General features: G+C 70.0%; 7 protein-coding genes and 1 pseudogene. 5 read left to right on the forward strand and 3 right to left on the reverse strand.

Annotated elements, in window-relative coordinates:
* Positions 1 to 21 precede the first annotated feature (21 nt).
* Positions 22 to 1536, forward strand: a complete 1515-nt coding sequence (locus Q8791_RS30555; RefSeq protein WP_330095327.1) for a helix-turn-helix domain-containing protein — start codon at positions 22 to 24, stop codon at positions 1534 to 1536.
* Between the two features lie 154 nt (positions 1537 to 1690).
* Here Q8791_RS30555 and Q8791_RS30560 read toward each other — a convergent pair whose 3' ends face one another.
* Positions 1691 to 2122, reverse strand: a complete 432-nt coding sequence (locus Q8791_RS30560) for a hypothetical protein (RefSeq protein ID WP_330095328.1) — start codon at positions 2120 to 2122, stop codon at positions 1691 to 1693.
* A gap of 288 nt (positions 2123 to 2410) precedes the next feature.
* Here Q8791_RS30560 and Q8791_RS31910 point away from each other — a divergent pair.
* Positions 2411 to 2536: pseudogene (locus Q8791_RS31910) on the forward strand (BrxA/BrxB family bacilliredoxin); the annotation flags it as partial.
* A gap of 99 nt (positions 2537 to 2635) precedes the next feature.
* Here Q8791_RS31910 and Q8791_RS30565 read toward each other — a convergent pair.
* Both Q8791_RS30565 and Q8791_RS30570 read right to left on the reverse strand, forming a co-directional pair.
* Positions 2636 to 3070: a YciI family protein gene (locus tag Q8791_RS30565; RefSeq protein ID WP_330095329.1), complete on the reverse strand. Its 435-nt coding sequence runs from the start codon at positions 3068 to 3070 to the stop codon at positions 2636 to 2638.
* A gap of 101 nt (positions 3071 to 3171) precedes the next feature.
* Positions 3172 to 4494 carry an MFS transporter gene (locus Q8791_RS30570; RefSeq protein ID WP_330095333.1) on the reverse strand — a complete coding sequence of 441 codons (1323 nt, stop codon included), beginning with the start codon at positions 4492 to 4494 and terminating at the stop codon, positions 3172 to 3174.
* Positions 4495 to 4694: 200 nt separating this feature from the next.
* Between Q8791_RS30570 and Q8791_RS30575 the strand changes: the two genes are divergently transcribed.
* From Q8791_RS30575 to Q8791_RS30585, 3 genes are all read left to right on the forward strand, one after another.
* Positions 4695 to 4919: a hypothetical protein gene (locus Q8791_RS30575; RefSeq protein WP_330095330.1), complete on the forward strand. Its 225-nt coding sequence runs from the start codon at positions 4695 to 4697 to the stop codon at positions 4917 to 4919.
* 20 nt (positions 4920 to 4939) lie between these two features.
* The gene (locus tag Q8791_RS30580; protein ID WP_330095331.1) at positions 4940 to 5479 is read left to right on the forward strand and encodes a hypothetical protein; all 540 of its coding nucleotides are present in this window, start codon (positions 4940 to 4942) and stop codon (positions 5477 to 5479) included.
* Between the two features lie 573 nt (positions 5480 to 6052).
* Positions 6053 to 6679 carry a hypothetical protein gene (locus Q8791_RS30585; protein ID WP_330095332.1) on the forward strand — a complete coding sequence of 209 codons (627 nt, stop codon included), beginning with the start codon at positions 6053 to 6055 and terminating at the stop codon, positions 6677 to 6679.
* Positions 6680 to 6700 lie beyond the last annotated feature (21 nt).

The following is a 6700-nucleotide window of genomic DNA, read 5'->3' on the forward strand; positions in this document are numbered from 1 at the left end:
TGTCGGGTTTAGGATCAGTCCATGGCACGTGGAGCAGGACCACCCCTGGACCCCGCCCGGCTGCGCGCGGCCCGCGCCGGCGCCGGACTCACCCAGGCCGCCCTCGCGGCCGCCGCCGGGCTGCACCGCGCCCAGATCATCGACTACGAACACGGCCGGGCCCGCCCCGAACTGCACCGCCTGGCAGCCCTCGCGGCGGCGACCGGGGCAGGGGTGGCCGACCTGGTCGAGGACGGCGCCCTGCCCCCAGGTCTGGCGGGCCTGCGCTCCGGGGCCGGGCTGACCCTGGCCGCGGCCGCCGACGCGGTCGCCGCCCACCTGCCCGAGCAGACGCCGATCGCGTGCTCGCGCCCGGTCCTGGGCCGCGCCGAGAAGGGTGCCCTGCCTCCCTCATGGCGGCCCGAGGCGGCCGGGGCGATGGTGCGCAACGCCCTGGGCGTGGCCTACCGGGCCGCGGCCGCCGACGTCGAGGCCGCCTGGGCGACCACATTCGACGGTCCGGTGATCCCAAACCCGACGCCGGTACCGTGGACGCCGCCCCGCCCGGGGACCGAGACCCTGGCCGACCTGCGCCGGATGGCCGACATGGACCACGCCCAGGCCGCCAGCGCCCTCACGGTGGACGCTGGCGGCCTGGCAGCCCTGGAGGACGGCGCCGAACTCCAGGGGTGGACCACCGCCGACGCCGGACGCCTGCTGCCCGCCCTGGCCACGGCCTACGCCGTGCCGGTGCGCATGGTCCTGGACGCCTGGATGCGCACCCGCCCCGGGGAGGTGCCCGAGATCCCCCTGCCCCGCCGGCGCGGACCCTCCTCCGCTGCCCTGGAGACATGGGAGGCCCTCAACCCCCGCCAGCGCCTCTACCTGGGCGAGATCATGCGCGACGAACGCATGGCCCAGGCCGAACAGTGGCTGCGCCGCTACCACCACCTGCGCCCGGACCCCGCCCAGGTCTGGCGGAGCCTGCCCCTGGCCCTGGCCGCACCGGTCGAGCTGGTGGGGCACACCCGCCTGCAGCAGCGCCTGCGCGATGCGGGCGTGCACGATCCCGGCGCCGGTTCCACGGTGCACGCCCTGGCCCGCCGGAACCTGCTCACCGTCACCCGCGACACGGTGGTCGTGCCCTCGGTGGGGGAGGTGGAGCAGGTCAGCGTCACGCTCACCCGGGCCGGGCGGGCCGCCGCCAGGGCCGGGCTCGGGGAACCGGCGGCGACCAGGCCCCCCGGGCACCTGCTCTCGGAGTGGCTGTGGCGCCACCTGGTCCGCGTCGCCCACACCGGGGACGAGGGCCTGCACGAGAACGAACTGGCGGGCAAGCCCCTGTTCCACCTCGCGGTCGGGTACCGGCGCCGGCCCGGGGGGCACCCCGCGCGGGGACTGATCGAGTCCCGCCCCGTCATGGCCCCGCAGGGCACGCACGTGCTGGAGTACCGGTGGCACCTGACCGAGGTGGGCCGGGCCCACCTGGTCGCCTACTGGGAGGTCTACGCCGACCTGTACCCGGAGGTCGACACCGAGGCCGACGGTCGGGTTTAGGACCAGAGGCGGCTAACCGCTGCTTATCAGAGGTGACGTTGAGGAAAAAGAGCGTCCCCGGCGACGGACGCCGGGGACGCGGGGAACTCCCGAACCGGAACGCGTGCTACCTAAACCGCACCCTTGGAATGTGGTGGTCGGCGCCGATCGGAATTCAGCACTGGTTGATTCCGGCGGGCGGGTCAACGCTGGTGTAGACGTCGACCGCAGCGATGTTGCCCCAGGCGCCGTATCGGTCGCCCTGGGTCCAGTACCAGACGTTGTTTCCGCCAGCGTGCCAGTCCCCATACCCCCAGCACTGGAACCAGCTGTGCGAGGTGTCCAGGTAGTCCCGGACCGGACTCTCGTACGAGCGGTTCACGCGCAAGGGGGTTCCGGGGCGGTTGTCGCAATAGAGATCCGTGTTTCGGGTGTAGCAGCTGGCAGAGACCTGCACTCGGCCGGTTTCGGTCTCCGCTGATCCGGGCGTTGATGTGGTTGCGGAAGCGGGGGTGGCAAACAGGCTGGCGGCCATGACGCCGACCAGGGTGGGGGTGAGAAGGGATTTCACGCGCAAGGTGATCTCCGGTTCAGAGAAGGCGGGCATGTGCTCACCGAGGTCTTTCGGTGACGCACCGCACTCAAAGTAGAGGGAGCGAGGCCACTTTCGTAACTCTTTGTCCTCTTGCGGACAGGAAGTGTCACTTTGAGTCACCGTTTCCCCATGGGTCCCATATTCGCTTGCGCCCCCGCCGAGTCCCGGGGATGTCAGTGAGGCCGCGAGCACGCCCCACTAACGCTCTCCCCGTTGCCCCTTTGCGGCGTACTTGGTTCGCCCCCCAGGAGGGCGAACGCTAGGCGTTGGATTTTCCGCGAAAGCTACCGACACCCCAGGTTGCGTCGCGAATACCTCAGCGACTTCCCGCAGGCCGAACCGTCGTTCTGGCTGTTCAAGGACGGCGAACTCGTCGGGATCCTCCCGCGTCAGCGCATCCAGGGGCCCGACATCGACGCGGTGGCCACCGACCTTCGCGCCAGGCCCATGGGTCCATCACAGCACCACGGGCCACACCAGTGCAACGGGTCACGAGCCCGCTCGCGACACCCCGAAGGGCGGGGCTCAGCCCTGCTGGCCCTCCTCGGCACGCCGCTCGCGCTCGTGCTCCTTGACCTCCTCGGGCATGTCCTCCAGGTCCTCCAGCTCAGCGATCCGGCGCAGCTGGAGCCTGAGCTCGCCCGGCTCGCCCTTGGCGGGGTGCGGGCACCTCCTGGCCCACTCCAGCGCCTCGGCGTGCGAGGACACCTGGAGAACCCAGTACCCCGCGATGAACTCCTTCGCCTCGGTGAAGGGACCGTCCAGCACGGTGGCCTCTCCGTCGCGGAAGATGACCTCGGCACCGGCGGAGGTGGGCGCGAGCCCCTCACCGGTGAGCATGACCCCGGCCCGGAGCATCTCCTCGTTGTACTTCCCCATCTCCTCGTAGACCTCGGGGCCGACCTCGTAGTCGGCGGCCTCGGACTCGGGGGTACTCATGATCGACATCAGGTAGCGCATGGTGCTCTCCGCTCTTCGGGTGCGGAACGGGGTCCGTTCCCCGCTCTCAGCAGTACGTCGAACGGGGCGGGCCGGAATCGACACCCTTCTCGGAATTCTCCCTACTTTTTCTCCTGCCCGGCTTCCCGCTCATGTTCACCCAGGTCAGCCGCTTTTCCCGAGGCCTCGGCCCCTGACGCTTCGGCCACCGCCGCGGCCTCGTGTTCGTCCGCCTGGGCGGTGATCCGGCGCAGCGCGGACGCGGACAGGAGCAGGGCGACGAAGACCACCACGCCCGCCGCGACCGGCACGTGGGAGAGTTCGACCCGGCCGAGCGCCCCGCCCAGCAGGGCGCCGATCGGGGCGAAGCCCGCACCGGACACCTGGACGCAGGACATCACCCGCCCCATCTGGGCACCGGGGACGATGAGCTGGATGGCACTGAGCATCACGATGTTGGAGGAGGTCATGGCGAACCCGATCACCGTCCACGCCACGGCGGCCACGTAGGCGTTGGGGGCGAGGCCGAAGGCGACGCAGGACACGGACGCCAGGGTGAAGAGCACCATCTCGGTGCGGAACCGGCCGAGGCGACCCACGACCCGGCTCACCGTGGTCGCGCCCAGCAGCGCGCCCACCGCGGACGTGCCCAGGAAGACCCCGTAGAGGGCGGCAGGCACCCCGAAGTGGTCCCGGACCAGGAGCACCAGGACCGCGGACTGGCCGACGAAGGCCATGTTCATGACCACGTTGAACGCCAGGATCGGACCCAGGGAGCTGCCACGGAAGACGAAGGCCAGCCCCTCACCGATGTCGTCGAGGACCGAGCGCACCGCTCCCTTCCCGTCCCTCACCTCGGCACGGCCCTCGGGTCGGCGGGAGCGGCGCACCGCCAACGGCAGGCCGAGCAGCACCAGCGCACCCAGGACGTAGGCCCCGGCGTTGACGGCCAGCGGCAGGAACGCCGCCACCACGAACAGGAACCCGGCGAGGGGCCCGCTCGCGAACTGCTGGGTGACCGTCTGACCGCCGACCAGACGACTGTTGGCCCGGTCCAGCGCGCCGGCCGGAGCGATGTCCGGCAGCATCGCCCGCCCGGCGAGGTCGTAGAACACCTCGCAGACCATCACCGTGAACATGACCGCGTACAGCGCCCAGATCGAGGCGTGACCGGTGACGATCAGCAGGGACAGGGCCACGAGCGCGCCGCTCCGCCCGAGGTTGGTCAGGACCATCAGGCGTACCCGGTCGACCCGGTCCACCACCACGCCCGCGAACAGGCCGACCAGCAGCCAGGGCAGGAAACGGACCGCCGTCAGCCCGGCCACCAGCAGGGGGTCGTTGGTCAGCATGGCCGCCACCAGCGGCAACGCGACGAGCATCATCCCGTCGCCGAGGTTGCTGGACAGGCTTCCCGCCCAGAAGCGGTGGAAGTCCCGGCCCATCGGTGGTTTCGTCTTCGACCCGGGGAGGTCCGGGGCGGGGGGTGCGCTGTTCACTGGGGGACGCCTTTCAGGGGGTGTGGGCCACGTGCGGCCGGGTCCAGACTTACCGGCAGCGGTCAACCCCCGGTCACGGTGACCCGTCGTTCACGTCCCACGGACGCGCCCGACCGCGCCCGAACACCGCTCCGCCCTGTTCACGCGTGCTCCTGCGGCACACCGACTACCTGCACCAACGCAGCGGCGGGATGATCGGCAGTCTCGCGCACCTGATCCGCGAGGCCGCAGTCGAAGCGATCCTGGACGGCACCGAGACCATCACCAAGGCCTCGCTGGCGCGAGTGCGGCTGGACCATGCCGCCGAACACCAGGAGCACACCCGGCCTGCGCTACGAGGAACCTTAGCCCGTGCGGGCAGCCGCCGGTGAGGGCCATGTGGGAGATCCCTGTGGCGGAGACCCATCCCTTCACCACGCCCCCGGTCTCCGCCGAGACCACGTCCTCCTACATCGCGCGGCTGGCCGAGGTGAACGGCATGGGCGAGTACCTGGTCCTGTCCCACATCGCCCTGTGCGGCACGTATGAATCCATCCGTGCCAACGGGTGGCACCGCTACGACTTCGCATTCAACCCCCTCGCAGCCCAGCGTCTGGCCGCGGTCAGCGGCCCCGAGCGCGCGAACAAGGCGGTTTTCGCTGCTTACCGACTCTGGGCGCAGTACTGCTACGGGGCTCATCCGCGCCGCTCGGACGTCGTCCAGCGCATCTGGCAGCGACGCGAGGACGCCTGGAGTTGGGTGGTGCGGGATCCGTCCCTCACGCTCCGTTTCCCCGAGGTCGTGGTGCTGACCGAGATGATTTGCTCACCGTATTGGGTGCAGGCGACCAGTCGGCCGTTCACCACGTGCTTCTCGAAGTCGGGCGGCGGATCGGCCATCCCCGACCGGACGCCTTCTCCACCAACGCCAGCTCTGTTTCTTCCTGGCTGAGACGGATCGGGTTCGGGCCGGGCGGCGAAAAAGAGCGGATAGATTGGCGGACTCTCGTCATGGCCGCGCCGGGATAGATGATCCGCTCCTGGTCAAGAACTTCTCTCCGATCACGTCCTATGGTGCTGGACACGGGTGTCCGATTTTCCTAAACGTCACCTCCGTGCGGCCCGGGGTGGATGGGGTGGGGTTTAGGAAACGGGCCCGAGGCCCGCTTACCTAAACAGAACCTCCCGGGGGCGTCGTCGCCATGACGACATTGTCGTCACCATGACGACGGATTCGTCGTCGCTGTGACGACAACGTCGTCATGGCGACGACGCCTCTGACCACGATGGCCACACCGCGTACTACGAGTGATACGCCTCGCACTCGTAGCACCCGTATCACGCGTGCGAGACGTATCACTCCAGCTCACAAGGCGATCCTTGACTACTCGACACCGACCTGGATCGCCAGGTAGGCGTCCGGACACGCCCGCATGGTCCCGGAATCCCCCGCCCCCAGGGAGCGGGCCCCCTACTCTGCCCGCACCGCAGTGACCTGCGACCAGAGCAGATCGAGGAGCCGGGCATGGGCAAGGGCAAACGCAACAGGCAGCAGCGCGGCCAGCAGCCGGGACCGCAGAACCCCGCCGGGTTCGTCTTCGACGACTTCGACGATCCGATCCCGATGACCCACCAGGGGCGCGTCATCACCCCCGAGGTCATCGCGCAGATGCGCGCCGAAGCACCCGAGCACGCCGACCAGCTCGACGCCGAGTGGGAGCGCATGGTGCTGGAGAACAACCGGCCCTGGCTTGAAGACCCGTCCCGGCTCCAGGACACCGAGCAGACTTGGGACCAGATGCGGGCACTGTTCCCCGACTCCTTCGCCGACTGCGGGTGCGAGCACCCCGAGGAGGAACAGGAGGTGAGGCCTGCCCGCCCGCGCGAGGAAGTGCGCGTCGAGCTCGACGCGCTCCTGGCCCCGACGGTCCCCACCCGCGGCCTGGACCCCGTCCAGCTGCTGCTGCGGGTGGAGGGGATGAACTCGATCGAGGACTTCGAGGCCACCCCGCCCGAGGAGTGGCGTATCGATGGCCGGCCCCTGACCCGGGAGGAGAGGATCGCGATCCTGGACATGGGGCCCACCGACTTCATGCGCTACCACCTGGCCCAGGACGACCTCCAAGCGAGCGGGGAAGGCGCCCAGCCGTGACCGCCCCCAGAGAGCGTCATC

This window comes from Nocardiopsis codii (assembly GCF_036327455.1).
Taxonomy (GTDB): Bacteria; Actinomycetota; Actinomycetes; order Streptosporangiales; family Streptosporangiaceae; genus Nocardiopsis; species Nocardiopsis codii.